A 25,763-nucleotide genomic window follows, 5' to 3' on the forward strand; every position below is an offset into this window, starting at 1 on the left:
ATCTATATTTCCTTAATTTTTAAGGAGATAAAGTTTAGCTCACTATTTAATTCAATAAAAGAATTTTGTTAGTTTAACTCTCGAAGACTTATCTTCGTTTTCGCTAAACCAAAATATTAATCAAATTTAACCTTGAATGTCTTTGAATAGTTTAAAGATCAAACTGAGTAACCAAAACACTAAAGTACTTTTTAGTGATTATTACGATACCATAGTACACAGAAATGTACATCCAAATTATACTCTAAAATTATGGGCAAAATACATGATTGCAGAGTTAGGATTAAATATATCTATTGATGAACTCTATTTTATAAGACAAGAATCATTATCCCATTTATGCGAAAAGTATAAAAAGAATAATGTTGAAATCCCTTATAATACTTTAATCAATGATATTTTCATTCGCTTAGTAAATTCTGATCTTATAAATTTCAGCAAAAAAGAATATTTTTTTTATTTATTTGAACGCATTGATTTTAAAACCGAAAGTAGCGTTCAGTATTTAAATCAAGATGTTTTAAATGTGATAAAAGCATTTAAAGCTGAGGGAGGTAAAACCTATTTAGTTTCTGATTTTTATGGTTCTAAATCCTTATTTGAAAAACTATTAGAATATCATGGTATTTTAAATGTTTTCGATGATATTTTTAGCTCTTCAGAATTAGAAAGCAGCAAACATCATGGTTCCATTTATAAAAAAGTTCTGAACATACTTTCAATAGACGCTAACGAGGTTGTAATGATTGGAGACAACCAAAGAAGCGATTATGATAACGCTGTTAAAAACGGACTAAATGCCTATAAACTGCCACACGACAAGTATCTCAAAAAAAACAAATTGAATGCTATTGGAAGTGATTTAAAAAATACAAAACAGGTTATAAATAATATTTATAACCGTTCGAAAAAAAAGGATGTAATGCCTTTTACTCAGTATATTATTTATTATCATTTTTTTATTGAAAGGCTCTATTTAAAAAGTAAAAAAGAAGGGATTAAAAATCTATTTTTCCTAGCTAGAGAAGGTCAGTTTTTAAAAAAAATATTCGATTCTTACCAAGAGTTTCATCTATTAGATAAGGACTCAAAAATAAATACGCATTATTTAAAAACATCGAGACAAGCTTCAATTCAAATTAATTTAGAACCGCTTGAAACAGAACCTTTTTTATATCTAAAAAACAAATATCCAGAATTATCTATAGAAGATTTCTTAATCTTTTTTAACTGTCCTGAACACACAAAAAACATAATAATAAAGGCCTTAAATTTAAGTCCGAACACATCTATCAAAGATTTTTTTAAATCCAATATTTTTGAAAATTTAAAACAAAACGAGACCTTTATTACATTCTACAAAACACATAGAGAATCTAATAAAAATAGTTTTAAGGCATACATTAATTCTTTTGGAGTAGATATCGAAAAAGAAGGTGTTTACCTTATAGATATTGGCTGGGGAGGTACCATGCAAGAATCTCTATTCGGTTTTTTTAACGAACAAATACCTGTTACTGGTTATTATTTAGGTTTAAGATATATTTATAATATTCAAGAAAAAACACAGCGAGATGGTTTAATATTTTCCATATTGCCTTTTACATCGTACAACGACTATTTGCTTATGGCAAATAACCAGTATTACGAACAATTTTCTGCTGCCAATCACGGAAGCGCTGTAGAATATACAGACCAAAACGGCTATGTAATTGAGAAACATAATCCTGAAGAAAAATGGCTGTACGATACGTATATTAAAACGCATCAAAAACAAATGTTAGACTTTCATCAGGTTTTACTTAAAGAGCTAGACACCATTTGTTACGATCAGAAAATGATTCAACATATCATTTCAAAAATCGCACTTAAAACGGGATTATTTTATAACCAGAAAACATTACAATTTATAGAAAGCTTAAACTCTGGGTTTTATCAAAATATAGGTACAAATGCCGTAGGTTTAAAATACGAGAAACAAGAGTTAGGAAGTCCTATAAGTCATCTTATTACCTTTATAAAAACACCAGAAGTTGTGTTTAGATATGTAACTAAATTAAAACCTGTGCTTTATCAAAAAAATAAGATTTTAGCATTTTTAACACCAAGTTATTTTATTTATTTTTATTTTTTATTCAATAAATTCATGCGATTTAGTGTTTTAAAACCACTATTTTTACTTAAATCAACATACTTTAAAAACAATTAATTTTAAAGTTATTTATAGCGATTTACTATTATGCTCCAAGTACAAAATCTTTCATTTGGTTACGACACAAAAACCATTCTTGAAAACATTTCTTTTTCAGTAGAACAAGGCGAACAATTATCTATTATAGGAGAAAGTGGCTCAGGAAAAAGCACACTTTTAAAATTACTTTACGGAACTTACGATTTACCTGAAGGAAACATTTTTTGGAAAAACCAACCTATACTAGGGCCAAAATTTAATTTGGTTATTGGTTACGATTTTATGAAATATGTGTCTCAAGAATTCGATTTAATGCCTTTTATTTCTGTTAAGGAAAACATTGGTAAATTCTTATCTAATTTCTTTCCGGAAGAGAAAGATAAACGCGCCACAGAATTGATCGAGTTAGTCGATTTAGTAGAATTTACAGATACCAAAGTCAAACTATTAAGTGGCGGACAAAAACAACGTGTTGCCCTTGCCAGAGCTATTGCTAGACAACCTGAAATTATTTTATTAGACGAACCATTTAGCCATATCGACAACTTCCAGAAACAAACACTACGCCGTAATTTATTTAAGTATTTAAAAGAGAAAAATATCACTTGTGTAGTTGCCACGCACGACCGTGAAGATGTTTTGCCTTATGCTGACAAAATGATTGTTTTAAACAACGGAAAAATAATTGCCTATAATACACCTAAGAATTTATACACAACCCCTAAAAAGCCTTTAATTGCATCTTTTTTTGATGAATTTAATACCATGAAAGCTTCAGACTTAACATTAGAATCTTCTGACGACATGGTATTTGTGTATGCTCACGAATTACAGTTATCTAAAGATGCTGTTTTAGAAGTTAAGATTAAACATAATTATTTTAGAGGACATATTTATTTAATAGAAGCTGAATACAATTCAAATTCTATATTCTTTTATCATAACACAGAATTAAAAACGAATGAAGTAGCGCATATAAAACTTACAGAAGCTGCTAAAAAACGTTTAAAATCGTAAACTTTTGAGTTCTAAATTTTACAGAATCTCCTGAACGTTTAGAAAGTAAAAGTTGACCAATAGGCGTATTAGGCGCAATGGCAAAATATTTAGTTTCATCTACCTCTATTTCACCAGCACTAATAGCTATAAAATAATTTGAAGCATCTGTAATAATTGCACTTCCAAGACAAACAGCATCAGACTGTTTTAGAACGTTTATTTTAGACAAGGCTTGTTTTACTAGATTTACTTCAGACAATTGAACCCCAAATTTCTCACGTTCTAATTGCAACATTGCACGACCAGTTTCATGCTTATCTCCAGCAGTACTTTTTGTTTCAGACGTTAATGCCTCCTGAACTTCAGCAATATTATGCTGTACATTAGACAACCGCTTTTGTATAAACGTTTCACAACTTTTTAGAAGCTGTTGCTTTATTTCGGTATTATTTTTCATTATTTTCAAATCGTAAAGGCCCAAAAAAGTTCATTTGTTTAACAATCCATGTTTTTCGTTTCTGAATATAAGCAGAGGCTGGATTTGCCTTATAAACTCTTGGGTTTGGTAAAACGGCTGCAATTGCAGCAGCCTCATAAGCCGTTAATTTTGAAGCCGGTTTTTTAAACCAATATTGGGCAGCAGATTCACATCCATAAACCCCTTTCCCCATTTCAATACTGTTTAAATAGACTTCTAAAATACGCTGTTTACTCCAACTTAATTCGATTATAAATGTGAAATAGGTTTCTAATCCTTTTCGTAACCAACTTCGTCCTGGCCATAAAAACACATTCTTCGCGGTTTGCTGACTAATTGTACTACCTCCACGAATTCTCTTCCCTTTCATATTTTCGGTAAATGCTTTTTCTACAGCTTTAAAATCGACACCATTATGCTTTAGAAAATTCTGATCTTCGCTACAAATCACAGCTTTTTGCATCGCATTAGAAATATGATTCATAGAAACCCAATCGTGCTTCCATGCTTTTGGTATATTATTTTTAGAATCCTCGAAACTACGTATTATCATTAATGGTGTTATAGGTACTGGCACATATTTGTACATAACCACCAAAAAAACTGAGCTGAGAACAAACCAAAAGAGTATTTTAAATAAGAAACGAAATAATTTTTTTATCATTTTATAAGAATCTTAATGGCTTACTTCCTTTTCTTCAAAGTCTTTTTCGGGATCAAAAATATCTAAAATCAAAACCTTAAGTTGCGCTTCGAATAATTGAATTGTTTCTTCATTAATGTCGGTTATTTTATTCGCACCATATCCCTGTTTATCTTTTTTAGTAAATTTTAAAAAGCCTCCATTTAAATTTTTAAATGAAATAATCCCTGCTTCTAAAGGAAATTTCAAGGTTCCATCAGAAAGCATCATAAAAGCATAACATAAAATCTGAAAAGGTTTACTGTATTTATTATAATCTGTAGTAAGTTCTTCCCAATCTACGATTTCTACTTGAGACTGATTTACTTTTCCGGTTTTATAATCAATAATACGGGTAGTTCCATCGTAGTCATCTACACGGTCTACTTTTCCACCAATAGTAACAGGAAAATCAAGTTCAGGAATATTAATTTTAACCTGTTTAAAGTCTGCTTCAATTGCTATAATTTTAATAACTCGCCCTGCTTTTATCTCTTTCAACTCTAAGTTTATAAAATTAGAAACATAACGCTTAGCAATTTCAAAACTAATAAGGTTTTTCCCCGAACTAATATCTCCCTTATTGTAAGTATCTTCAAAATGATGTAAAACCGTACTCGAAATGTTCGATTTCATTTCTGTAATATGTTCTACAGTTAATTGTTTCCCAACTAAAGGCTTATAGAAATCTTCAAGTGTATTATGCACAACAGTCCCTAAAGTATTGGCTGCAACTGTTTCTTCAACCTCGTCGTATTCCTGAATTTTCAATACTTTCTGAAAATAAAAATCCATCGGGTTTCTCATAAAATTAGTTAACGAAGATGGCGAAAAACCATGTTTTGCAATCTCCTTTAAACGTTTTAAAACCAATGGTGATTTTGAAACTGTTTTTAATTTCTGTTCCATTAAACTCACTGTAGGAGTTGCAATAAAATGATTAAGCGTGTGTATTTTTTCTAATTCTAATTGGGTTAAAAATCTACTTTTCTCGCCTCCTGCTAAAGCATCAGGTTCAGTATTATAAATAATATATACATTCTTGGCACGTTGTAATAAACGATAAAAGTGATACGTATAAACGGCATCTTTTTCTTTAAATGTGGGTAAATTATTTTCTAATTTCACATCTAAAGGAATAAATGAGTTATTGCTTTTTCCTGCAGGCAAAACACCTTCATTTACTGAAGAAATAATAACCGTCTCAAAATCTAAAACACGAGACTCTAACATACCCATAATTTGTAAACCTTGAAGCGGCTCTCCTTGAAAATCTAAAGTTTCGCTACTTAACAATTCTTTATACACCTGATGCAACGAACTTATAGATTGAAAATAATTATAAGTTGTATTTAAACGCTCTAACTCATTAAAAAGTTCATGGAACCTATATGTATATTCTAAACTTAAAACATGTTCGTCTTTCTTTTCATTTAGATGATCTTTTATAGCAAAAATAAGCGATTTAGAACATCCTAAAGCCGTTGTGGCATTATTACTCCAAGAACCAAATAACAACGCGATAACGTCTTTAAAAGAATCGCATAATGCAACTAAATCCTGTTCTGTAAGGAATACAATATTGTTTTTTTGAATAGTTTCTATAAGTGCGGTGGCAACATCTTTACTTTTATGAAGAAATAATGGACGTATAAATTGATGCGACAGAATTGAAATGATGTCTTTATAATAAAAAGATTTCGGATTATTTTTATGAAGATTGAATAAGCTCTCAAACAATGATGCTAAAGGAATTGATTTTAAAGGAAATCCCATTGTTACATTAAGTCGTTTTACATCTTGTGGTAAAGAGTTTAAAACAGGTAGTAAAAGGTCTTCATTTCCTAAAACTATAGCGGTATGTTCTAGCTTATTTTTGGTTTTATTAATGTCTTTTAAAATGTTACCTATATATTTAGCTTGGCCAATATTTTTAGGTACACCAATGATGTTAATTATTTTTTCATCCTTATAATTTTCGGAAATCCAATTAAAAGAGTGTGTTTTAAAATAGTTCCAATTTTTAACATGTTGTCGCGTAAACAATCCTGCATCATGTATGGGGTTTTCATAAAACGTTTTATCTATATCCCAATAAATTAGAGCATTTGTATGTTCTAAAATATGTTGTATAATAGATTCTTCAGCAGTATTTAAAGCATTAAAACCTAAAAACACATGTTGTATTTTATTTTTTGTTACGTATTCACCAACATGAGCGTCTGCTTGCCTATAAACCAAACCTTGATATCCCAACTTGTTTTCCAATAAGCGTTCGGTAAAATGTGTGTAATACGTATGAAGCTTATTCCAAAAGGCTAAATAATTTTTAACAAAATCGGTTTTTTCTGTTTCCAAAGACCAATGTTTTAGCTCTTGTATAGCACTTAGATAATCGAAAATTTTATGCTGAGGAATAAGATACCTATCAATTTCATTAAAATCTTGAAGTAGAATTTGAGCCCATTTTGAAAAGACTTCAAAAGAATCTGGTTGCGCTTCTGTATTAAGTGCAATGTAAGTATGGTAAAATTGAAAAAGTAATTCTGTATTCGAAACCGTCTTTAAACCTGAAATAGATTCAACAAAGTCTTCAATACTTAATATTTCTGGAGCAAACATGGTTTGTTTGGTAGACCTTGAAAGCTGATGCTTTAGGAAGGTACCAGCACGTTTACTGGGAAGAATAAATTTTAAATTGGAAAGGTTAAGCCCTTTCTCTTGTAGGTTAATAATAACCTCTTCTATAAAAGTTGTCATTGCATAAAAATAAAAAACGCCCCGAATAAACGGGGCGTTTTATAAAATTATATTTTAACAGATTTAGTCTTATTTAACTAAGTTAATTTCAACACGTCTGTTATTAGCTTTACCAGCTCTAGTTTTGTTAGTATCGATTGGCTTAGTTTCACCGTATCCTTTAGAAGATAATCTAAATTCGTTTACTCCGTTTTTAACTAAGTATTCTTTTACAGATAATGCTCTAGATTCAGATAATTTCATGTTTAAAGAATCAGATCCTGAACTATCAGTATGACCTTCTACAGTAAATTTAGCATTAGGGTATTCTTTTAAGATAGCAATAATGTTACTTAATACTTCTTCAGAATGTTTTTTGATAGAAGATTTACCTGTATCAAATAAAATTGTTTTAGCGTAAGCATTTAAAGATTTTTGAACTGCTTCAGATACTTCAGGACAACCGTTGTTTGCAACAGTACCAGGAACATCTGGACATTTGTCATCTTTATCAATTACAGTATCACCATCTTTATCAGGCCAAGGACATCCGTTGTTTTCAGCAGGACCTGCAACATTTGGACATTTATCATCTCCATCTGCAACACCATCAGCATCAGCATCAGGACAACCGTTTAATTCTTTTAATCCAGCAACAGTTGGACAAGCATCATCAGGATCAGCTACACCATCACCATCAGTATCAGGACAACCGTTAAATTCAGCAGTACCAGCTTCGTTTGGACAAGCATCTTTACTATCTTCAATACCATCACCGTCAGTATCAGGACAACCGTTAAACATTGCTAAACCAAATACATCTGGACAAGCATCGTTTTTATCGTAAATTCCATCTTTATCTGTATCTGTTCCACCAAATTTGATAGTAATTCCAGCAGTATGTTGGAAGTGAGAATCTAAGTAATCTTCAAAAGCATGTTTGTAAGAAGATTGTAAAGTAAGACCGATGTTATCAGTAAACCAAACATTGAAACCTAAAGTACCATTAACAGTACCAGCACCAATTTCGTCTACCCAAGTGTAACCTCCACCAACTCCTACGAAAGGATTGAAGACACTAGTTTTTAAGAAACTGTACTTGAAAGTACCATCAAGTCCGTAGTAAGATAAATCATCAACAGATTCATCTCCGTAATTTTCAATTTTATTAATAGAACCAGCTACTCCAAAAGACAAACCATCAGTGATGTGACGTGCTACAGAAATAGTTGATAAAGAAGGTAAAATATTCCAGTGATCACCAACGTTAAAGTAATCGTCTCCGAAACTTTCGCTAAATGGTGCATCGTCTCCGTTAGGATAGAAATCCACTGCATTTACTCCAAAGCTAATCGCCCATGGGTTGTTTTCATCTTGCGCATAAGTGTTGCTAAAACCAAATACCAGCAACATTGCGAACAATAATCTGCTAAGATTTTTCATATTCAAAAGTTTAATTTTTAAGTGTTAATTGTAAACAAAAGTAAGTTGTTAAATATTATTAACAAAGACAAATATAAAAAAATATTAACAACTTTTGTGAAAGTTACGGAGTTTAGAAGGGTTTTACATAACTCCTAGTAAATTTATCGCGTTAATAGGGCTACGTTATACTTTTTATAGATTTTCTTACAGAAAAATTAAACATAAATTTTACTGCTATATTTTTTAAATTTTATAAGTAAGTGATTATATTATACACAATAAAAATTTAAGCATAGGTAATCTGAATTTCTTCATTTATATAAACCAAAATCTTTTTAACTACTTCAAAATTCATTGCTTCTATACTATCTTGGTAATACTGAAGTTGTTGTTTATGCTTTTCTAATTCTGTACCCGTTTTATAATCCATAATTACAACTTTATTGTCGGGTGTTATCACTAACCTGTCTGGCCTTAATATTGTACCATCTGCCTTAATAATATCGCGTTCTGTATAAATGGTGTTATCAGATGTAAAATATAGATGAAGCTCTGGGTGATCTATAATTTGTAAAATACTATCATGAAGGCCCTGAAATTGTTCTTTAGAAATTAATCCAGATTGTTCTGCATCTTTTAAAACCAATTCAACATCGTTATCTGTTTTAATTTTAGCCATTAAATTATGCACTAAATTACCTTTCTCAATCGCATCTTGTTGTTTCGTATCCCACAAATAACCGCTATTAGCAATGATTTTTATATTATGATCTTTTTTTGCTGTAGATATAAACTCTAAATTAATTTGTGCCTCTTCACCTTCAAACTCTTCCTTAATATTAGATACTCTTTGTGGGTTTCCAAACTGATAATTATATGTATTAGACTCCCATAATCCTTTTTGCATTAAATAGTCGGTAAACAAACCACTATATTTTTTTGTGTTTACATTCTGTTTCGCATCAAAAGCTAAACTACTTATAATATAAAGTTGCTCGACAGGGCGTGTTAATGCGACGTATAAAAGATTAAGATTATCTAGTTCTAATTCCGACTGGTGCCGTGTGCTAATCGCTAAACCTTCGTCGCCAAATTCTTCAAAATTAGCTTTATTATAATCTAATAATGTAAACGGAAAACCACTAAATGCATTAACATCTAAAGGGAACCATTCTTTAGGTTCAATTTCTTCATAAACGTTTAAATCTGCAAACGGAAAAATAACCACAGGAAATTCTAATCCTTTAGATTTATGAATAGTCATAATTTGTACAGCATCTTGCCCTTCCGGAGAGACTATGCTTAATGTATCTATTTTAGTTTCAAAATATTCTAAAAACCCGAAAATATCAGAGCCTTTTTTCTGAGTAAATTCTAGTACTACATCTAGAAAATATTGAATATAAGCATTAGAATATTCTACTAAATTAAATTCCCTTACCAAGGTTTCAAACATATCAAACAATGGTAATTGTATTAAGGCTTTTGCATTGGTAATTATTCCAAATTGTTCGAAACTTGCAAACAATGCATCATTATCTAACGGTATATATTGCGCTAAAAACTCGTGTTTATCTTTAACTTTAAATTTATCTGCTAAGAAATATAGAATTTCAGCTTTTATTTCAGCATTTTTTGGTTGAAATAGTAAGGTTGAAACATGCGTAATAAAGATAACTTCTGGCGCCTGTTTTATAAGTAATAATTCTGAAGAAATAATAGGAACCGATTTTTGGCTTAAATAATTTGCAGTCGCTACGGCATTTTTCTTTTTTCTAACTAGAATACAAATATCCTTTAACTGAAACCCATTATTTTGGCAATCTACAATTGTATTATAAATTTGCTCTGGATACAGCTCGTCACGATCCTCATCCTTTAAATCTAAAAAGGAAATATTCACATAACCTTCATTCGGATTTTTTTGATTCTGGCTGGCTCGTTGATATAGTTTTCCGTAAGTTTTGTTACTAAAGGCCACACCAGATAAGTAATCGAAAAACGTATTATTAAAATTGATAATTTCTTTAAAACTTCTAAAGTTGGTTTCTAAAGTTTCTAAAGTTTTTGGTGTATTAAACGGATTATATTCAAACTCAGGATCAGACAACTCTATAAATTGTTCTGCTTTTCCGCCACGCCATCTGTAAATAGCTTGCTTAGCATCTCCCACAAGCATTAAAGATCCAGGATCTTTTTCTATATCATGTGCGTCTATAGCCTCAGAAATTAACGGAATTAAATTATGCCATTGCATAGTTGATGTATCCTGAAATTCATCTATAAAATAATGATTAAATTTCTCGCCCAAACGTTCATATATAAAAGGTGTAGGTTGCGCTTTAATTTCGTTACTTATTAAGGTATTAAATTCTGAAATCAGCATTTTATTTTCTTCTGTCTTAAGCGCAATCAATTCTTGATTAATGGCATTTAAAACGGAAAGTTGCGTTAAATTTTTATAGATTGTTTGTCTTAATTTAAGAGAAAAATATAGCTGTTTTGTTTTATTAAATAGTTCAGCAATTTTTGGCTGAAGAGTATCTATTGTTCCTGCTAATTCAAGATCTTTCTTTACACGTGCTGGATATAACGGGTGTGTTTCTAATTTGTTTTGCCACGCCGTATTAAAACTTACATTTAAATCGCCTTTACTTAATTTTTCAAAATATTTTGGGGCATATTTTCCAGAAAAATCTTCAAATACAATACCGTTGTTTTTAATAAGTTCTAAAAATTCGAATCCCCTCTCAATAATTTCTATTTCAAAAGATTTTATTTCAGTTCTTAATTGTTTTTTAAGCGTATTAAAATCAGATAAGGTTTTATCTTTTAACTCGGCTAAATACGGAATATCATTTTCAAAAATAAGTAGTTTCGCAATCTTGTTAAGGTCTAAAGCAATATTCCAACTCTTGTCATCGTCGGCTTTTTCAAGTGCAAATTGTACCAATACATCTGTAATTTCTTTATTTGTTCCTGCTTTAGCTATTAATCGGTCTACAGCTTTATTTAATAAACTTTCAGAATCTAAATCGACTTCAAAATTTAACGGCAGTTTTAAATCGTGAGCAAATGTTCTAATAATTCTATGTGTAAAACCATCGATAGTAGAAATCTCGAAAGCAGCATAGTTATGAATTATGGTATGTAGTAACATTTTAGATTTACTATGTAACGCTTTTGGTTCGATTTGTAATTCTTCGCACAATAAATTAAACATATCATTTCCCTGCACAAGAACTTTTTCGTCAGAAAACTCTTTAAGCATTTTTATAATACGCTCTTTCATTTCAAACACAGCCTTATTTGTAAACGTTATGGCTAAAATATTTTTAAACTGAAAATGGCTCTTCGATTTAAATAGAATTGTTAAGTAAGCTTTTACAAGCGTAAATGTTTTTCCACTTCCTGCAGAGGCATCATAAATAGAAAAAGTTGTACTAGGTTCCATACTTCATAAAAAATTTAAGACAAGATAAAAACTATCGATGATTTGATAACCATTAATTATTTTTAATTGACGTGTATTATCCTTAAATTTGAAAAAGGAATTTTTATTAATCATAAAAAACTATAATATTATGGCTTTCGAATTACCGAAATTACAATATGCTTACGATGCATTAGAACCAAATATCGATGCACGTACAATGGAAATACATCACACAAAACATCACCAAGGATATACTACAAAATTAAACGGCGCAATTGAAGGAACAGACTTAGAAGGGAAATCTATTGAAGATATTCTTACAGGTTTAGACATGAGCAATGGTGCAGTTAGAAATAACGGTGGTGGATTCTATAATCACTCTTTATTTTGGGAAATAATGAACCCAGAAGGAAAAGGACGTTTATCTGGTGAATTAAAAACAGCGATCGAAGATGCTTTCGAATCTGTAGATGCTTTTAAAGAAGCTTTTAGTAATGCTGCTGCAACACAATTTGGTTCTGGTTGGGCTTGGTTATGTGTACATAAAGGAGGTAAAGTTTCTGTATGTTCTACACCAAATCAAGACAATCCATTAATGCCGGGTGTTGATTGCGACGGAACTCCTATTTTAGGATTAGATGTTTGGGAACACGCTTACTATTTAAACTACCAAAACAGAAGACCAGATTACATTAATGCATTTTTTAATGTTATTAATTGGAATGAAGTTGAACGTCGTTATGCTGAAGCTAAATAAGACAAAATAAATTTTATATTGAAATCGGGCTATATTTTTATAGTCCGATTTTTTTTGTTCGAAACTATTTTAAATGAAAAAGGCGAACCTATTAAGTTCACCTTTTTGCCCCAAATCTACCATGAACTTAACCTACTTATGTTATGGTGAGGCAAATATATGGTGTGTTACCATATTTAAAAAAAAATATTAGTTAAACGGAATAAAACGAGGTTAAACGACCTTGCTTTTAAAGAATTTGCTATTTAAAGGTTCTAAATTGCTAAAAAAACAAAAGGATTTCTGTTTTTAAAATAGAACTATAAATAGAAAACACAACACTTTCGAAGAGGTTTTAATTAGATAATTAATAAAAGTGAATATGATTAAATTGAACTTAATTCTAAAAGAATTGTTTTTAATCTAACCTTACAGAAGATAAATATCAAAAAAAAGCTCCGAATGAAAATATTCGGAGCTTTATAATTTAATCTTCTACTGGAGGTTTTTCCATTATGAAATCTTCCATGAATTTTGTGGTATACTTCCCAGCAACATAGTCGGGATGTTCCATTAACTGTCTATGAAAAGGAATAGTTGTTTTAATTCCTTCTATAACAAACTCATCTAAAGCTCGTTTCATTTTACTTATAGCTTCTTCACGTGTTTGCGCCGTTGTAATTAACTTTGCAATCATTGAATCATAGTTTGGCGGAATGCTGTAACCAGCATATACATGCGTATCTAAACGCACACCGTGACCACCAGGAGCGTGTAATGTAGTTATGCGGCCTGGAGAAGGACGAAATCCGTTATATGGATCTTCAGCATTAATACGACATTCTATAGCGTGTAAGTTTGGCGTATAATTTTTACCTGAAATCGGCTCTCCTGCAGCGACAAGAATTTGCTCACGAACTAAATCGAAGTCTATTACTTGTTCTGTAATAGGGTGCTCTACCTGAATACGTGTATTCATTTCCATAAAGTAAAAATTACGATGTTTGTCTACCAAAAATTCAATAGTACCAACACCTTCATACTTTATAAACTCTGCTGCACGCACAGCGGATTTTCCCATTTCGTCACGTAATTTCTTCGTCATAAATGGCGAAGGCACTTCTTCTGTTAACTTTTGATGACGACGTTGAATAGAACAATCACGTTCTGATAAATGACAAGCTTTCCCTGTAGAATCACCAACAATTTGAATTTCAATATGTCTTGGTTCTTCAATAAGCTTCTCCATATACATACCATCATTTCCAAAAGCAGCTTTAGCTTCTTGACGAGCAGAATCCCACCCTTCTTTTAAGTCTTCTGCTTTCCAAATAGCACGCATACCTTTACCACCACCACCGGCAGTAGCTTTAAGCATTACAGGATATCCAGTTTCAATAGCAAGTTTTTCACAAGTTTCAAAATCTTCTATTATACCTTCACTACCAGGCACACAAGGCACACCAGCAGCTTTCATCGTTTCCTTTGCTGTTGCTTTATCTCCCATTTTAGAAATCATATCAGCAGAAGCCCCTATGAATTTAATATCGTGTTCCTCACATATTTTAGAAAACTTAGCATTTTCTGAAAGAAACCCATATCCTGGGTGAATAGCGTCTGCATTAGTAATTTCTGCAGCAGCAATTATATTAGACATTTTTAAATAGGACTCACTACTTGGTGCAGGGCCAATACATACGGCCTCGTCTGCAAACTTTACGTGCAAACTTTCTGCATCGGCTGTAGAATACACTGCAACCGTTTTAATTCCCATTTCTTTACAGGTTCTAATAACACGCAGTGCTATTTCCCCTCTATTAGCTATTAATATTTTCTTAAACATAACATATATAATTTAAAAATCTCAAATTCCAAATACCAAGTGATTGGGATTTGTTTTGGAATTTTAAAATTTGTTATGATGGATCTACCAAAAATAACGGTTGATCGAATTCTACCGGAGACGAATCGTCTACAAGTACTTTAACAATTTTACCAGATACTTCTGATTCAATTTCGTTAAAAAGTTTCATGGCTTCAATAATACAAAGTACATCGCCTTCGCTTATTGTTTGTCCAACTTCTACAAACAATGGTTTGTCCGGAGAAGGTTTTCTATATAAGGTTCCAATAATTGGAGACTTAATAGTAATATATTTTGAATCTTCTGCAACTGGAGCTGCTGATTCTGGAGTTGCTGCTACAGGTTGTTGTACAACTGGAGCCTGAGCTACAGGAGCACCTACAGGTATTTGTTGTACATAAGTTGTAGTTTCACCTTTATCGTCACCACCTGTTTTGATGGTAATCTTTACATCGTCTGTTTCTAATTTAACCTCGCTTGCTCCTGATTTAGCAACAAATTTGATTAAGTTTTGAATGTCTTTTAAATCCATAATAAATTAGATTTTAAAATAAATTATTATTAGTGATTAGGAATTGTAAGCCCAAGTTAAATAAATAGATCCCCAAGTAAAACCACCTCCAAAAGCTGCAAAAACTAATTTATCGCCTTTTTTTAGTTGTTTTTCATAATCAAAAAGTAACAATGGTAATGTAGCTGAAGTCGTGTTACCATACTTTTCTATATTAATCATTACTTTTTCAGAATCTAAATTCATTCTATTTGCTGTTGCATCTATAATACGTTTGTTTGCTTGGTGGGCTACTAACCAAGAAATTTCGTCTTTAGATAAATTATTTCGTTCTAATATTTTCACAGCAACATCGGCCATATTAGACACAGCATTTTTAAATACTGTTTTTCCATCTTGAAACACAAAGTGCTTACCTTCTGCGAAAGCTTCGGGTGTAAGAGGAAAAGATGATCCGCCATAAGTAGCTTGTAGAAAATCTCTACCACTACCATCGCTTCTTAAATACTCGTCGTGTAAACCAAAACCTTCTTCATTAGGTTCAAATAACACTGCACCGGCACCATCACCAAAAATAATACAGGTTGCACGGTCTTTATAATTAATCATTGAAGAGTTTTTATCTGCCCCAATAAGTAATATTTTTTTATAACGTCCGCTTTCAATATAGCTAGACGCAGTAGACATACCAAATAAGAAGCTTGAACATGCTGCTTCTAAATCGTAAGAAAACGCATTTACAGCTCCAATTGCAGTTGCTGTAAACGCAGCCGTAGCTGCTGCTTTCATGTCTGGTGTAGCGGTTGCTACAATAACTAAATCTATTTCTTTAGGATCTACTCCAGATTTATTAATAAGATCTTGAGCTGCCTTTATAGCAAGATAGGAAGTTCCTTTACCATCGCCTTTTAAAATACGACGTTCTTTTATCCCTGTTCTTGAAACAATCCATTCATCATTAGTTTCAACCATAGACTCTAACATCTTGTTTGTTAAAACATCCTCCGGCACATATCCTCCTACAGCTGTTATAGCCGCTGTTATTTTACCCATAAAATATAAATTATTGAACCAAAGCTTAAATAAATTAGACCTAAAACATAAATTTTACGGCCAAATTACTTAATTTTTTAGTTTAATTAGATGCAAATTAAGTTGTTTTTGACTTATAGAAAACTATATGACAAAAAAAACGCTCACAAGGAGCGTTTTTTTATATGCGTGCATAATAATTATGCTAGATTCTCTTCTACTTCCGAGTTGTCAATTAATACTTGACCTCTGTAGTATAATTTACCTTCGTGCCAGTGTGCTCTGTGATACAAGTGAGCTTCTCCTGTTGTTGGACACGTAGCAATTTGTGGCGCAGTTGCTTTATAATGTGTTCTTCTTTTATCTCTTCTTGTTTTCGAGATTTTTCTTTTAGGATGTGCCATTTTTTATTTATTTATTATCCGTTAATAGTTTCTTTAATGTATTCCAACGAGGGTCTGATTCCTCTTGGTCTTTTTTTTCTTCCTTAATCTTAGGACTCAATTCTTCTAGTTTATCAAGTATTTCTGACTCTAACGTTCCATCTTCAACTCCTGGATGAACGTGTTTTGATGGTACTGCCAATACCGTTAATTCGTAAATATACTGTTGTATATTTAATTCGTACTCCCCATGAGGAATAATTAACATATCAATTTCATCATCATTATACTCATCTCCAAAATTCACTACCAAATCAAATTCATTTTGAATAGGTTGATCGTAAGGCTCATTTGTAACATCACAATAAACGTTTACAGTACCCGAGATTTCAAAATGTAACTCCAATAAAGTGGTCTTTTTTTCTAAAAGAACATTTACATGTACATTAGCATCATTAAAATCTTCATACCCAAAATGTGTAAAGAACTCTTGTCCAATTTGATATTCGAATTGATGTTTTCCTAATTTTAATCCAATAAATTGAATTGTAAATTCTTTCAACAGCTTCATTTTCATATCTAATTTGAGCCTGCAAATATATGAATTATTATTTTACACAAGCCTACTTATAAACATTTTTTTGTTTATATCTTTTTTATTCGCTATTTTATACTCGCTTTACAAGCTCTTCGTACTCTAAACGATGCTTAAAAATCTGTATTCCTGCAAACAAAGCCTCTTTAAAAGAAGCCTCGTTAGCAATACCTTTTCCTGCAATCTCGAATGCTGTACCATGATCTGGAGAGGTTCTTACTTTATTTAACCCTGCTGTATAGTTTACACCTTCTCCAAAAGACAGTGTTTTAAAGGGAATTAATCCTTGATCGTGATACGATGCAATAATAGCATCAAAATTCTTATAATTATTAGATCCAAAAAAACTATCGGCAGCATATGGACCAAAAACTAATTTACCACTCTCCTTAATTTTAGTTAACGTAGGACGTAAAACAGTATCGTCTTCAGTACCTATAACACCATTATCTCCTGTGTGTGGGTTTATGCCTAACACTGCAATTTTTGGTTTAGAAATCTGAAAATCTTGTTGAAGTGACTTATAGACGGTGTTAATCTTCTTTTCTATTAACTCTGGAGTAATATGATTTGCTATCTCACTTATAGGGACATGATCTGTTAATAAACCAACTTTTAAGAAATCGGTTATCATAAACATTAAACTATCTCCCTCTAACTGTTCTGCTAGGTAGTCTGTATGTCCCGGAAATTTAAATTTTTCTGATTGAATGTTATGTTTATTAATAGGTGCAGTAACTAATACATCTATAGTTCCTGCCTTTAATGCAGAAGTTGCTGCTTCAAGCGATCTAATAGCATACTCCCCTATTTTTAAATCTTCTTTTCCAAAATTAATGGATACATTCTCTTTCCAAACATTAATCACATTAACCTTACCTATAACAATTTGATTGATATGATTAATACCGTTAAAATTAATATCCATATTAAAATGATTCTTAAAAAAAGACATCACCTTAACTGAAGCAAAAATCACTGGAGTACAAAATTCTAGAATTCGAGGATCTTCAAAAGTTTTTAATACAATTTCCCCTCCAATACCATTCAAGTCTCCAATTGAAATTCCAACTATTATATTTTCTTCTTTCTTCATTAAACTAGATAACTATTTTGTTCGTAATTTTACCTTTACAAATTTAACCAAATAAATGAATTAATATGTTTACAGGAATAATAGAAAATTTAGGCCGTGTTATAAATCTTAAATCAGATCAAAACAACCTACATGTAACCATAGAAAGTAGCTTGGCTTCAGAACTTAAAATAGACCAAAGTGTAGCTCATAATGGAGTATGTTTAACTGTTGTACATATTAAAGACAACAACTATACAGTCACGGCAATACAAGAAACCTTAAATAAAACAAATATAGGATCGCTAAAAGTTAATGATCTAGTAAATTTAGAACGCGCCATGCTACTTGGAGACAGACTAGACGGACATATTGTTCAAGGACACGTAGACCAAACAGCTAAATGTATAGATATAAAAGAGACATCGGGAAGTTGGTTATTCACTTTTGAATACAATAAAGACCTTAATAATATTACTATTGAAAAAGGATCGATAACAGTAAACGGGACTAGTTTAACGGTAGTAGACTCTAAACGAAATCAATTTAGCGTAGCTATTATACCTTACACCTTTGAACACACTAACTTTAAATATTTTAAAATAGGAGATTCTGTGAATTTAGAATTTGATGTTTTAGGTAAATACGTAAAACGCTTATTAGAATTTGATATTAAGTAATCTTATCTCTTTAAAGATTTTTTTATACCATAAAAAGCACCTGCCGCTATAAGTATAGAAAGTCCGCCGTCGATAGGAGTTCCTGGAGGTGTAACTCCTTTTGTAGATGGTGTAGGAGGAATATTACTTCCAGATTGTGCAAAACACGTAGTCCCTGCAAGTAAAAAAACTAGTAAAATGAGTTTGTATTTATTCTGCATCACATTAATTGTAGGCTAATTAATTTAACCTTATAGGTTATATAAAAATTTAAATCGATACTCTGTTATTAATCTAATCCTTATAATCTCGGCAAATTTAACACAAAAGCATCCACTTAAACAAGTATTTCCTATGCTATTTACGAGGTTTTACTGTTTTTTTGCTTTCGAGTATTTAATTCCTTAGTTATTTTATTTAAATCTTAAAATTTAGATTGATTAACAATCACTAAATTAAAAAATTGAATATATAACGAAAAACACTTTTATTAAACTGAAACAAAACAAACCAGCTTAACTAAATAAAAAGATATTTTTCTGAAAAATCAGCAAAAAAAATCAGCATATGTTTTTTAAATGATTATCAAAAACATATGATGATTTTATACTTAAATTAAACCAAAGGTGTTGTACGCTGACACAACTGAAGCGGCAACCCCCACGGATCTCTTAACATAACTAAATGCGAACCGTTTTCTAATCTCGCATCATCTACAAGCGTCGCTCCTTCTTCTATTAACTTATTCTTTAAAGTTTCTGCGTCATCAGTTTTAAAAGCAAAATGAAAAGTTAAGTGATGTTCTTTTTCAAAATTTGTTATTGGGTAATCAGGCTGATAATACAGCTCACAAACCACACGATTTTCTGAATCTGCTAAGAAAGTAACAAAAGGAGCCTCTTCCATATCGACTACTTTTTTCATTTGTAAATGGGTGCAATACCAATTACTTACTTCTTTGGGATTTTCTAAATTTAGGGCAAAATGTTCGAATGCTAACATAGTATTTTTTTAAGATTTAAAAATACGAATTATACATCTTTACATCATTCAAAACAAAGAATAATTACTAAAAAAACATGGAATAAATGATTTGAAACATTTAAACCTGACCTTGTCTTAAATTAAAAATATCTTAGATAAACAGCCCGTTAATTCTTCACAAATTAATTTGATATTTTTAATGATTAAGATGCAGGCTATTTTCATACTTTTATACTGATTAAATCAGTTATCACTTAGTAAGTATTAATTTTTATTTTTTATGAAACAACGTACCACATTAAAACAAATTGCAAAAATATTTAATGTGTCTATAGCAACCGTTTCTAAGGCCTTAAAAGACAGTCATGAAATTAGTATTGCCACAAAACTAAAAATACAAGAATATGCTAAACAGCAAAACTACAGACCTAACAGTATTGCGCTAAGTTTATTAAATAAAAAAACCAAAACCATAGGCGTTATTATGCCTTCTATTTTGAATCCGTTTTTTGTAAAAACGTTTAGCGGCATTGAACATGTTGCTAACGACAAAGGTTATAACGTTATTGCAATTGTATCGCATGGTAAATTAGAAAAGGAAATTGCCTCTATAAACATGCTAGAAAATGGCTTAATAGATGGTTTACTAATTTCGTTAAGCGAAGAAACAGAAGCCAAACAACACTTTAAACATCTTGAAGAATTTATAGATAACGCAGGACCTATAGTCATGTTCGATCGTATTTCAGACTCCGTGAATACAGATAAAGTTATTGTAGACGACTTTAATTGCGCCTATAAAGCCACAGAACACTTAATAAAAACAGGTTGTAAACACATTGCCGTAGTATCGACTTTAGATAATGTTGGGATTATTAAACTTAGAATTGATGGCTATCTAAAAGCTTTAGAAGATTATAACATTCCAATAAACAAAAAAACAATAAATGTAATAAAACCTGGATACGATTTTGAAACAGAAATAAAGACTATGTTAGACTATCAAAAAGTTGATGCAATTATTGGCCTTGAAGAATTTTCGGCAGTAGAATCTATGGTAATTGCACAAGATCGCGGTTACACCATTCCAAACGACATTTCTATAATTAGTTTTACAAATAGCGATTTTTTTAAATACACAAAACCAGCAATAACTTGTATAAATCAGCATAGTGTTTTTATGGGAAAAACAGCTGCAGAAATATTAATTTCGAAAATAGAACAACCTTCAGGCACTACAGATATTTTTGAAACCAAAACAATAAAAACTACACTTGTAGAAAGAAACAGCACAAAACCAATAGCTAATAACTATTAATTTTGTGCTGTTGTATTTTAATATTCAGAAAGAATTATTTTAAATCTACTTTTTAGTCCATAAATCGTTCATTTCTTCTAAAGTTTTCCCTTTAGTTTCTGGTATAAATTTCCAAACAAAGAAAGCTGCTAAAACGCCCATTAATCCATATATCCAATAAGCGAATCCATGATTAAATTGTTCAATTAAATAACTATTTTTATCCATCATAGGAAACGTCCAAGATACTAAATAATTAGCAACCCATTGGCAAGCTACTGCTATAGCCAATGCTTTTCCTCGAATATTGTTTGGAAAAATCTCAGACAAAAGCACCCAAGTAACAGGCCCCCAACTCATGGCAAATCCTGCAACATATACCAACATACACACTAACGAAAATATACCTAAAGAATGACTAAAAAACGAAGTTCCTAAAGCAAACATAGCGACTGCCATGGCTAGTGCTCCAACAATCATTAATGGTTTTCTTCCAAATTTATCAACCGTTTGCATCGCTAGTACTGTAAATATTAAATTTATGGCTCCAACAATAATAGTTTGCATTAAAGCGGTATCTGTACCAGACCCCATACTTTTAAAGATTTCAGGCGCATAATACAACACAACATTTATCCCTACGAATTGCTGAAAAACAGACAATAAAATTCCAAAAACAATCACAGGAATACCATAAGAAAACAACTTACCCGCATGTCCTGTTATCGTTTCTTTAATATCATTAAGAATAACTTTGGCTTCAGAATCGCCGTTCACCCTAATTAATACCTCTAGAGCTTTTTCTGGTTTAGATTGTAACACCAAAGATCGAGGCGTATCCGGAACAAACATTAAGAAAAATAGAAACAAACTCGCTGGAATAATTTCTGAAGCAAACATCCAACGCCATCCTATTGTATTTAGCCAAGTATCATCGCCTTGGCTAGAAATATAATAATTCACAAAATACACGATTAGCATACCAAAAACGATTGCAAATTGGTTCATAGAAACCAAACGCCCTCTACTTTTAGCAGGAGCTATTTCGGCAATATAAAGCGGAGATAACATAGATGCTAATCCTACTCCAATTCCTCCAATGATACGATATACAATAAAAAAGTACATGAAAGTATGATCTCCTTCCCCTATAGGTTTCATAAATAACTCTGGAGCAGAAGACCCAATAGCAGACACTAAGAATAAAATAGCAGATAAAATTAATCCATTTTTTCTTCCTAATTTTCTACTAATAACACCTCCAGAAATACCTCCGATAATGCAACCAATTAGCGCACTCGAGACCAGAAAGCCTAAACGCGCATTAGAAGCCATTTCCGGCAAGCCAAATGGCAAAACAAAAAAAGCATCTAAAGAGCTTACTGTTCCTGATATTACTGCTGTATCGTAACCAAAAAGTAATCCTCCTAAAGTGGCGACTAGAGTTAAACGCCATAGAAAGGCGGAATTATGTGAAGTTGACATGATATATAGTTTGTTTGTTAATTACAATTTGAAAACACAAGATTAGAAGTAGCAAAAACTGTATCGTAATTTCGGTTAAAACTCACGATACAGTTTATATTAGTTTGAAACTCTAATGTAATATACTAAATATATTGGTTGATGATGTTCTCGAACAACTCTTGTTTTCCACTTTGTAAATCTAATTCTCCGTTTTCTTGTGCTATTTTATATAAATCTTTAAAATCTAATTTTCCTGCTTCAAAATCTTTTCCTTTACCCGAATCAAAAGAACTGTAACGGTCTGTTCTTAATTTATCGTAAGCAGAAGAAGTAATAATTTTATCGGCAGTAAGTAATGCTCTTGCAAATGTATCTGCCCCACCAATATGTGCATGGAATACATCCTCCATATCTGTTGAATTTCTTCTAATTTTGGCATCAAAATTAATACCTCCACCTTGCAAGCCTCCTGCTTTTAAAAACACCAACATGGCTTCTGTAGTCTCTTGAATGTTATTTGGGAATTGATCTGTATCCCATCCATTTTGATAATCTCCACGGTTAGCATCTAAACTTCCTAACATTCCTGCTTTAGAAGCTGTAGCAATTTCGTGTTGGAATGTATGCTGTGCTAACGTTGCATGATTCACTTCTATATTAATTTTAAAATCTTTATCTAAACCATATTCTTTCAAAAATCCAATGGCAGTAGCTGTATCAAAATCGTATTGATGTTTCATAGGCTCCATAGGCTTAGGCTCTATTAAGAAATTTCCTTTAAAACCTTGTGATCTTGCATAATCTCTAGCCATACCTAGAAATTGTCCCATATGGTCTAATTCGCGTCCCATATCGGTATTTAGCAAGCTCATATAACCTTCACGACCGCCCCAGAATACATAATTTTCACCATTTAAGGCAATAGTAGCATCCATTGCTAATTTTATTTGTCCGCCCGCTCTAGCCAACACATTAAAATCTGGATTTGTAGATGCCCCGTTCATATAACGTGGGTTCGAAAAACAATTTGCTGTACCCCAAAGTAACTTAACACCCGAAGCAGCTTGTTTTTCTTTAATATACTCTGTAATAGTAGCTAATCTACTTTCTAATTCACCAAAAGAAGATCCTTCTCTAACTAAATCTACATCATGAAAACAGAAGTAATCAAAGCCCATTTTAGTAATAAATTCGAATGCAGCATCTGCTTTATCTTTTGCTGCTTGGATAGCATCTGTAGATTTATCCCAAGGAAAATTCAATGTTCCTGGTCCAAATGGATCTCCACCTGTTCCGCAGAATGTATGCCAATATGCTACAGCAAATCTAAAGTGCTCGCGCATTGTTTTTCCAGCAACTACTTGTTCTGGGTTATAATATTTAAACGCTAACGGGTTGTCGGATTCCTTTCCTTCAAATTTAATATCACCAATACCTTTGTAATATTCTTTATTTCCTATTGTTGCCATAATTTATTTATGTTTTAATATCATTTCTAATTCCTTTTTCCATGTTGCATAAGCAGCTTCATATTCTGCTTTGTCGGGTAGAGGTTTATACGTCATAACATGATCATTTTTGGTGATGTTCTCTCCAAATTTTTCAAAATCTCCGTCGGTTAAACCTGCTGCTCTAGCCGCACCAACTGCTCCTGTTGTATTATAAATTTCTATATCCTGATTGATTAATGTAGCCACGGTATTTGAAAATATTTCAGATCTGAATAAATTATCGTTTCCAGCTCTAATTACTTTAAGTTCTCCTGTATCTTTTTTCAAGATATCTACTCCATAGACAAACGAAAATGCAATGCCCTCTAAAGCCGCACGATATAAATGCGCATTATTATGAAGGTTTAAATTGAGGTTTAAAATATGTGTGCCAACATTTTTATTTTCTAACATACGTTCGGCACCATTTCCAAAAGGAATAATAACAACACCATTAGCACCTACTGCGACTTCTGAAGCTTTACTATTCATCGTTTCGTAAGAATCGTTTCCACAATTATTTCGCAACCAACGGTACTGAATTCCTGCGCCGTTTATATTTAAAAGCGTTCCAATTACAGGTTCTGAATTTGTATAATTAACATGTGCAAAATGGTTGACTTTTGAAATCTCTTGAGGCTCTAGATTATTAGAAACCGCATATACAACACCAGAAGTTCCGCCTGTAGCAGCAACCTCACCTGGATTAAAAATATTAAGAGACAACGCATTGTTTGGTTGGTCTCCTGAGCGATATGTAACTTGAACACCTAAAGGAAGACCTGTATCTTTAGAAGCTTGCGCGTTTACAGTACCTTGATTTGCAAAATTCTCAACAATTTCCGGAACCAAATCTTTATTTATACCATAATAATCTAGTAATCCGGTAGCAACATCGTCTTGTTTGTAATCCCACAAGATACCTTCAGACAATCCGTTTTTAGTAGTCGCCATTTTACCAGTAAGTTTATATGCAATAAAATCGCCAGGCAACATGAATTTATAAGTGTTTTTGTAAATATCAGGCTCATTATCTATAACCCATTTTAATTTTGAAGCTGTAAAATTTCCTGGAGCATTTAACATATGTTTGCCACAGAAGGCTTCTCCTAAATCTTTTAATGCTTGCCTACCAATTTCGACAGCACGACTATCGCACCAAATTATTGAATTTCGTAATGGATCTCCTTTCTCATCTACCACGACTAAACCATGCATTTGATAAGAAATACCTATATTTTTTATTTCTGAAAGATTCACTTTAGCCTCAACTGTAACACGTTTTATGGCATTACAAACATGCATCCACCACATATTAGGATCTTGTTCTGCCCAATCTGGATTAATAGCAAGAATCTCCATCTCGTTTGGTGGTTCATGAAGTGATATTATTTTTTTTCCGCTTTCAGCATCAACTAAAGCAATTTTAACGGATGAACTTCCTAAATCTATTCCTAAATGATACATTTTCTAATGAAAAATATGTTTTGTTAAGTAACTCTCTAACGCTTTGTGTAAAATGAAGGCACACATTTAAGATTAAATGCATCTTTTAACAATAGTTAAACAACACTTTCATTTATATGTGAAATTATGAATTTTTAAGCTGAATAATAAATAATATTCAAAACAGAAGCTCTTAGAGCTAAGAGCTAGAAATAAAAAATCTTAAACTAAAATATTAAAAAACGATTGAAAACATCAACAATATAAGCCATTT

General features: G+C 31.7%; 21 protein-coding genes. 5 read left to right on the forward strand and 16 right to left on the reverse strand.

Annotation, left to right across the window (positions count from 1 at the left end; genetic code table 11):
- Positions 1-136: 136 nt before the first annotated feature.
- Entirely contained in the window at positions 137-2,209 is a 2,073-nt protein-coding gene (locus Q1B05_RS00160; protein WP_299776466.1) for an HAD family hydrolase, read from the forward strand.
- Positions 2,210-2,239: 30 nt separating this feature from the next.
- A complete protein-coding gene (locus Q1B05_RS00165; RefSeq protein ID WP_299776467.1) occupies positions 2,240-3,208 on the forward strand; it encodes an ABC transporter ATP-binding protein in 969 nt (322 codons plus the stop codon).
- Here Q1B05_RS00165 and Q1B05_RS00170 read toward each other — a convergent pair.
- The 5 genes from Q1B05_RS00170 to Q1B05_RS00190 form a co-directional block, all read right to left on the reverse strand.
- A complete protein-coding gene (locus Q1B05_RS00170; protein ID WP_299776468.1) occupies positions 3,186-3,647 on the reverse strand; it encodes a 3-oxoacyl-ACP synthase in 462 nt (153 codons plus the stop codon). The genes Q1B05_RS00165 and Q1B05_RS00170 overlap by 23 nt on opposite strands.
- A complete protein-coding gene (mtgA, locus tag Q1B05_RS00175) occupies positions 3,637-4,332 on the reverse strand; it encodes a monofunctional biosynthetic peptidoglycan transglycosylase (RefSeq protein WP_299776469.1) in 696 nt (231 codons plus the stop codon). The genes Q1B05_RS00170 and mtgA overlap by 11 nt, the downstream gene beginning before the upstream one ends.
- Positions 4,333-4,344: 12 nt before the next feature.
- On the reverse strand, positions 4,345-7,110 hold the full coding sequence (locus Q1B05_RS00180; protein ID WP_299776470.1) for a PD-(D/E)XK nuclease family protein: 2,766 nt from the start codon (positions 7,108-7,110) through the stop codon (positions 4,345-4,347).
- Between the two features lie 69 nt (positions 7,111-7,179).
- On the reverse strand, positions 7,180-8,532 hold the full coding sequence (locus Q1B05_RS00185; RefSeq protein WP_299776471.1) for an OmpA family protein: 1,353 nt from the start codon (positions 8,530-8,532) through the stop codon (positions 7,180-7,182).
- 268 nt (positions 8,533-8,800) lie between these two features.
- Positions 8,801-11,968 carry an exodeoxyribonuclease V subunit beta gene (locus Q1B05_RS00190; RefSeq protein ID WP_299776472.1) on the reverse strand — a complete coding sequence of 1,056 codons (3,168 nt, stop codon included), beginning with the start codon at positions 11,966-11,968 and terminating at the stop codon, positions 8,801-8,803.
- 130 nt (positions 11,969-12,098) lie between these two features.
- On the opposite strand from Q1B05_RS00190, the gene Q1B05_RS00195 reads away from it, so the two are divergent.
- Entirely contained in the window at positions 12,099-12,707 is a 609-nt protein-coding gene (locus tag Q1B05_RS00195) for a superoxide dismutase (RefSeq protein ID WP_299776473.1), read from the forward strand.
- Positions 12,708-13,173: 466 nt separating this feature from the next.
- Here the strand turns inward: Q1B05_RS00195 and accC are convergent, their stop codons facing one another.
- From accC to pdxA, 6 genes are all read right to left on the reverse strand, one after another.
- Positions 13,174-14,529: an acetyl-CoA carboxylase biotin carboxylase subunit gene (gene accC / locus Q1B05_RS00200; protein ID WP_299776474.1), complete on the reverse strand. Its 1,356-nt coding sequence runs from the start codon at positions 14,527-14,529 to the stop codon at positions 13,174-13,176.
- Positions 14,530-14,602: 73 nt separating this feature from the next.
- Positions 14,603-15,082: an acetyl-CoA carboxylase biotin carboxyl carrier protein gene (accB, locus tag Q1B05_RS00205; RefSeq protein WP_299776475.1), complete on the reverse strand. Its 480-nt coding sequence runs from the start codon at positions 15,080-15,082 to the stop codon at positions 14,603-14,605.
- Positions 15,083-15,118: 36 nt separating this feature from the next.
- Positions 15,119-16,114 carry a beta-ketoacyl-ACP synthase III gene (locus Q1B05_RS00210; RefSeq protein ID WP_299776476.1) on the reverse strand — a complete coding sequence of 332 codons (996 nt, stop codon included), beginning with the start codon at positions 16,112-16,114 and terminating at the stop codon, positions 15,119-15,121.
- A gap of 179 nt (positions 16,115-16,293) precedes the next feature.
- Positions 16,294-16,497 carry a 50S ribosomal protein L32 gene (gene rpmF / locus Q1B05_RS00215; RefSeq protein WP_007647175.1) on the reverse strand — a complete coding sequence of 68 codons (204 nt, stop codon included), beginning with the start codon at positions 16,495-16,497 and terminating at the stop codon, positions 16,294-16,296.
- 7 nt (positions 16,498-16,504) lie between these two features.
- Positions 16,505-17,047: a DUF177 domain-containing protein gene (locus tag Q1B05_RS00220; protein WP_299777447.1), complete on the reverse strand. Its 543-nt coding sequence runs from the start codon at positions 17,045-17,047 to the stop codon at positions 16,505-16,507.
- 97 nt (positions 17,048-17,144) lie between these two features.
- Entirely contained in the window at positions 17,145-18,167 is a 1,023-nt protein-coding gene (gene pdxA, locus Q1B05_RS00225) for a 4-hydroxythreonine-4-phosphate dehydrogenase PdxA (protein ID WP_299776477.1), read from the reverse strand.
- A gap of 65 nt (positions 18,168-18,232) precedes the next feature.
- On the opposite strand from pdxA, the gene Q1B05_RS00230 reads away from it, so the two are divergent.
- The gene (locus Q1B05_RS00230) at positions 18,233-18,826 is read left to right on the forward strand and encodes a riboflavin synthase (RefSeq protein WP_299776478.1); all 594 of its coding nucleotides are present in this window, start codon (positions 18,233-18,235) and stop codon (positions 18,824-18,826) included.
- Between the two features lie 2 nt (positions 18,827-18,828).
- Here Q1B05_RS00230 and Q1B05_RS00235 read toward each other — a convergent pair whose 3' ends face one another.
- Both Q1B05_RS00235 and Q1B05_RS00240 read right to left on the reverse strand, forming a co-directional pair.
- Complete coding sequence (locus Q1B05_RS00235; protein ID WP_299776479.1) at positions 18,829-19,026, reverse strand: PID-CTERM protein-sorting domain-containing protein; 198 nt, start codon at positions 19,024-19,026, stop codon at positions 18,829-18,831.
- Between the two features lie 394 nt (positions 19,027-19,420).
- A complete protein-coding gene (locus Q1B05_RS00240) occupies positions 19,421-19,807 on the reverse strand; it encodes a VOC family protein (RefSeq protein ID WP_299776480.1) in 387 nt (128 codons plus the stop codon).
- Between the two features lie 262 nt (positions 19,808-20,069).
- On the opposite strand from Q1B05_RS00240, the gene Q1B05_RS00245 reads away from it, so the two are divergent.
- The gene (locus tag Q1B05_RS00245; RefSeq protein ID WP_299776481.1) at positions 20,070-21,107 is read left to right on the forward strand and encodes a LacI family DNA-binding transcriptional regulator; all 1,038 of its coding nucleotides are present in this window, start codon (positions 20,070-20,072) and stop codon (positions 21,105-21,107) included.
- 45 nt (positions 21,108-21,152) lie between these two features.
- Here Q1B05_RS00245 and xylE read toward each other — a convergent pair whose 3' ends face one another.
- The 3 genes from xylE to Q1B05_RS00260 all read right to left on the reverse strand — a co-directional run bounded on the left by xylE (position 21,153) and on the right by Q1B05_RS00260 (position 25,510).
- On the reverse strand, positions 21,153-22,571 hold the full coding sequence (xylE, locus tag Q1B05_RS00250; RefSeq protein ID WP_299776482.1) for a D-xylose transporter XylE: 1,419 nt from the start codon (positions 22,569-22,571) through the stop codon (positions 21,153-21,155).
- 125 nt (positions 22,572-22,696) lie between these two features.
- The gene (gene xylA / locus Q1B05_RS00255; protein ID WP_299776483.1) at positions 22,697-24,022 is read right to left on the reverse strand and encodes a xylose isomerase; all 1,326 of its coding nucleotides are present in this window, start codon (positions 24,020-24,022) and stop codon (positions 22,697-22,699) included.
- Between the two features lie 3 nt (positions 24,023-24,025).
- Complete coding sequence (locus Q1B05_RS00260) at positions 24,026-25,510, reverse strand: FGGY family carbohydrate kinase (protein WP_299776484.1); 1,485 nt, start codon at positions 25,508-25,510, stop codon at positions 24,026-24,028.
- Positions 25,511-25,763: the final 253 nt, after the last annotated feature.

This window comes from uncultured Formosa sp. (assembly GCF_947500765.1).
Lineage (GTDB): Bacteria > Bacteroidota > Bacteroidia > Flavobacteriales > Flavobacteriaceae > Formosa.

What these genes read in the sequence shown, in the direction of transcription:
- Q1B05_RS00160 (WP_299776466.1), top strand. Translation starts at nt 137, where the DNA reads ATGTCTTTGAATAGTTTAAAGATCAAACTGAGTAACCAAAACACTAAA.
- Q1B05_RS00165 (WP_299776467.1), top strand. Translation starts at nt 2,240, where the DNA reads ATGCTCCAAGTACAAAATCTTTCATTTGGTTACGACACAAAAACCATT.
- Q1B05_RS00170 (WP_299776468.1), bottom strand. Translation starts at nt 3,647, where the DNA reads ATGAAAAATAATACCGAAATAAAGCAACAGCTTCTAAAAAGTTGTGAA.
- mtgA (WP_299776469.1), bottom strand. Translation starts at nt 4,332, where the DNA reads ATGATAAAAAAATTATTTCGTTTCTTATTTAAAATACTCTTTTGGTTT.
- Q1B05_RS00180 (WP_299776470.1), bottom strand. Translation starts at nt 7,110, where the DNA reads ATGACAACTTTTATAGAAGAGGTTATTATTAACCTACAAGAGAAAGGG.
- Q1B05_RS00185 (WP_299776471.1), bottom strand. Translation starts at nt 8,532, where the DNA reads ATGAAAAATCTTAGCAGATTATTGTTCGCAATGTTGCTGGTATTTGGT.
- Q1B05_RS00190 (WP_299776472.1), bottom strand. Translation starts at nt 11,968, where the DNA reads ATGGAACCTAGTACAACTTTTTCTATTTATGATGCCTCTGCAGGAAGT.
- Q1B05_RS00195 (WP_299776473.1), top strand. Translation starts at nt 12,099, where the DNA reads ATGGCTTTCGAATTACCGAAATTACAATATGCTTACGATGCATTAGAA.
- accC (WP_299776474.1), bottom strand. Translation starts at nt 14,529, where the DNA reads ATGTTTAAGAAAATATTAATAGCTAATAGAGGGGAAATAGCACTGCGT.
- accB (WP_299776475.1), bottom strand. Translation starts at nt 15,082, where the DNA reads ATGGATTTAAAAGACATTCAAAACTTAATCAAATTTGTTGCTAAATCA.
- Q1B05_RS00210 (WP_299776476.1), bottom strand. Translation starts at nt 16,114, where the DNA reads ATGGGTAAAATAACAGCGGCTATAACAGCTGTAGGAGGATATGTGCCG.
- rpmF (WP_007647175.1), bottom strand. Translation starts at nt 16,497, where the DNA reads ATGGCACATCCTAAAAGAAAAATCTCGAAAACAAGAAGAGATAAAAGA.
- Q1B05_RS00220 (WP_299777447.1), bottom strand. Translation starts at nt 17,047, where the DNA reads ATGAAGCTGTTGAAAGAATTTACAATTCAATTTATTGGATTAAAATTA.
- pdxA (WP_299776477.1), bottom strand. Translation starts at nt 18,167, where the DNA reads ATGAAGAAAGAAGAAAATATAATAGTTGGAATTTCAATTGGAGACTTG.
- Q1B05_RS00230 (WP_299776478.1), top strand. Translation starts at nt 18,233, where the DNA reads ATGTTTACAGGAATAATAGAAAATTTAGGCCGTGTTATAAATCTTAAA.
- Q1B05_RS00235 (WP_299776479.1), bottom strand. Translation starts at nt 19,026, where the DNA reads ATGCAGAATAAATACAAACTCATTTTACTAGTTTTTTTACTTGCAGGG.
- Q1B05_RS00240 (WP_299776480.1), bottom strand. Translation starts at nt 19,807, where the DNA reads ATGTTAGCATTCGAACATTTTGCCCTAAATTTAGAAAATCCCAAAGAA.
- Q1B05_RS00245 (WP_299776481.1), top strand. Translation starts at nt 20,070, where the DNA reads ATGAAACAACGTACCACATTAAAACAAATTGCAAAAATATTTAATGTG.
- xylE (WP_299776482.1), bottom strand. Translation starts at nt 22,571, where the DNA reads ATGTCAACTTCACATAATTCCGCCTTTCTATGGCGTTTAACTCTAGTC.
- xylA (WP_299776483.1), bottom strand. Translation starts at nt 24,022, where the DNA reads ATGGCAACAATAGGAAATAAAGAATATTACAAAGGTATTGGTGATATT.
- Q1B05_RS00260 (WP_299776484.1), bottom strand. Translation starts at nt 25,510, where the DNA reads ATGTATCATTTAGGAATAGATTTAGGAAGTTCATCCGTTAAAATTGCT.